Raw genomic sequence first — 2,935 nt, 5'->3', positions numbered from 1 at the left:
TTTGGTTAAGTCCTCGATCGATTAGTATCAGTCAGCTGCACATGTCACCATGCTTCCACCTCTGACCTATCAACCTCGTCATCTTCGAGGGATCTTACTAGTTTAACACTATGGGAAATCTCATCTTGAGGGGGGCTTCATGCTTAGATGCTTTCAGCACTTATCCCTTCCACACATAGCTACCCAGCTATGCCCTTGGCAGGACAACTGGTACACCAGCGGTGTGTCCATCCCGGTCCTCTCGTACTAAGGACAGCTCCTCTCAAATTTCCTACGCCCACGACGGATAGGGACCGAACTGTCTCACGACGTTCTGAACCCAGCTCGCGTACCGCTTTAATGGGCGAACAGCCCAACCCTTGGGACCGACTACAGCCCCAGGATGCGATGAGCCGACATCGAGGTGCCAAACCTCCCCGTCGATGTGGACTCTTGGGGGAGATAAGCCTGTTATCCCCGGGGTAGCTTTTATCCGTTGAGCGATGGCCCTTCCATGCGGAACCACCGGATCACTAAGCCCGACTTTCGTCCCTGCTCGACTTGTAGGTCTCGCAGTCAAGCTCCCTTGTGCCTTTACACTCTACGAATGATTTCCAACCATTCTGAGGGAACCTTTGGGCGCCTCCGTTACTTTTTAGGAGGCGACCGCCCCAGTCAAACTGCCCACCTGACACTGTCTCCAAGGCCGATAAGGCCTTCGGGTTAGAATTTCAATACAGCCAGGGTAGTATCCCACCGATGCCTCCACCGAAGCTGGCGCTCCGGCTTCCAAGGCTCCTACCTATCCTGTACAAGCTGTACCAAAATTCAATATCAGGTTGCAGTAAAGCTCCACGGGGTCTTTCCGTCCTGTCGCGGGTAACCTGCATCTTCACAGGTACTATAATTTCACCGAGTCTCTCGTTGAGACAGTGCCCAGATCGTTACACCTTTCGTGCGGGTCAGAACTTACCTGACAAGGAATTTCGCTACCTTAGGACCGTTATAGTTACGGCCGCCGTTTACTGGGGCTTCGATTCAGAGCTTCGCTTGCGCTAACCCCTCCTCTTAACCTTCCAGCACCGGGCAGGTGTCAGCCCCTATACTTCGCCTTGCGGCTTCGCAGAGACCTGTGTTTTTGCTAAACAGTCGCCTGGGCCTATTCACTGCGGCTCTTCAGGGCTATTCACCCTAAAAAGCACCCCTTCTCCCGAAGTTACGGGGTCATTTTGCCGAGTTCCTTAACGAGAGTTCTCTCGATCACCTTAGGATTCTCTCCTCGCCTACCTGTGTCGGTTTGCGGTACGGGCACCATTTACCTCGCTAGAAGCTTTTCTTGGCAGTGTGGAATCAGGAACTTCGGTACTTTATTTCCCTCGCCATCACAGCTCAACCTTACGGTAAGCGGATTTGCCTACTTACCAGTCTAACTGCTTGGACGCGCATATCCAACAGCGCGCTTACCCTATCCTCCTGCGTCCCTCCATCGCTCAAACGGTAAAGAGGTGGTACAGGAATATCAACCTGTTGTCCATCGCCTACGCTTTTCAGCCTCGGCTTAGGTCCCGACTAACCCTGAGCGGACGAGCCTTCCTCAGGAAACCTTAGGCATTCGGTGGAGGGGATTCTCACCCCTCTTTCGCTACTCATACCGGCATTCTCACTTCTAAGCGCTCCACCAGTCCTCTCGGTCTGACTTCGCTGCACTTAGAACGCTCTCCTACCATTGTTCGTAAGAACAATCCACAGCTTCGGTGATACGTTTAGCCCCGGTACATTTTCGGCGCAGAGTCACTCGACCAGTGAGCTATTACGCACTCTTTAAATGGTGGCTGCTTCTAAGCCAACATCCTGGTTGTCTAAGCAACTCCACATCCTTTTCCACTTAACGTATACTTTGGGACCTTAGCTGGTGGTCTGGGCTGTTTCCCTCTTGACTACGGATCTTATCACTCGCAGTCTGACTCCCGAGAATCAAGTCTTTGGCATTCGGAGTTTGACTGAATTCGGTAACCCGATGAGGGCCCCTAGTCCAATCAGTGCTCTACCTCCAAGACTCTATACTCGAGGCTAGCCCTAAAGCTATTTCGGAGAGAACCAGCTATCTCCAAGTTCGATTGGAATTTCTCCGCTACCCACACCTCATCCCCGCACTTTTCAACGTGCGTGGGTTCGGGCCTCCATTCAGTGTTACCTGAACTTCACCCTGGACATGGGTAGATCACCTGGTTTCGGGTCTACGACCACGTACTCATTCGCCCTATTCAGACTCGCTTTCGCTGCGGCTCCGTCTCTTCAACTTAACCTTGCACGGGATCGTAACTCGCCGGTTCATTCTACAAAAGGCACGCCATCACACATTAATGTGCTTTGACTACTTGTAGGCACACGGTTTCAGGTTCTATTTCACTCCCCTCCCGGGGTGCTTTTCACCTTTCCCTCACGGTACTGGTTCACTATCGGTCACTAGGGAGTATTTAGCCTTGGGAGATGGTCCTCCCAGCTTCCGACGGGATTTCACGTGTCCCGCCGTACTCAGGATACACTCAAGAGAGAACGAAGTTTCAACTACAGGGTTGTTACCTTCTCTGACGGACCTTTCCAGGTCGCTTCGTCTACTTCGCTCTTTTGTAACTCCGTATAGAGTGTCCTACAACCCCAAGAGGCAAGCCTCTTGGTTTGGGCTATCTTCCGTTTCGCTCGCCGCTACTCAGGAAATCGCGTTTGCTTTCTCTTCCTCCGGGTACTAAGATGTTTCAGTTCCCCGGGTCTACCTTCGCTTATCCTATGTATTCAGATAAGGATACTGCCCCATTACGAGCAGTGGGTTTCCCCATTCGGAAATCTTCGGATCAATGCTTACTTACAGCTCCCCGAAGCATATCGGTGTTAGTACCGTCCTTCATCGGCTCCTAGTGCCAAGGCATCCACCGTGCGCCCTTCATAACTTAACCTA

1 rRNA gene is annotated in these 2,935 nt (G+C 52.1%); it reads right to left on the bottom strand.

What is annotated here, in order from left to right:
* Position 1: 1 nt before the first annotated feature.
* Positions 2-2,933: ribosomal RNA gene (locus V7112_RS09580) — 23S ribosomal RNA — on the bottom strand.
* Positions 2,934-2,935: the final 2 nt, after the last annotated feature.

The sequence above is a fragment of the Bacillus sp. JJ1566 genome, from assembly GCF_036962685.1.
GTDB lineage: Bacteria > Bacillota > Bacilli > Bacillales > Bacillaceae_L > Ferdinandcohnia.
Note: the sequence above shows the minus strand (reverse complement) of the source record. Positions and strands in the feature narration are given on the sequence as shown.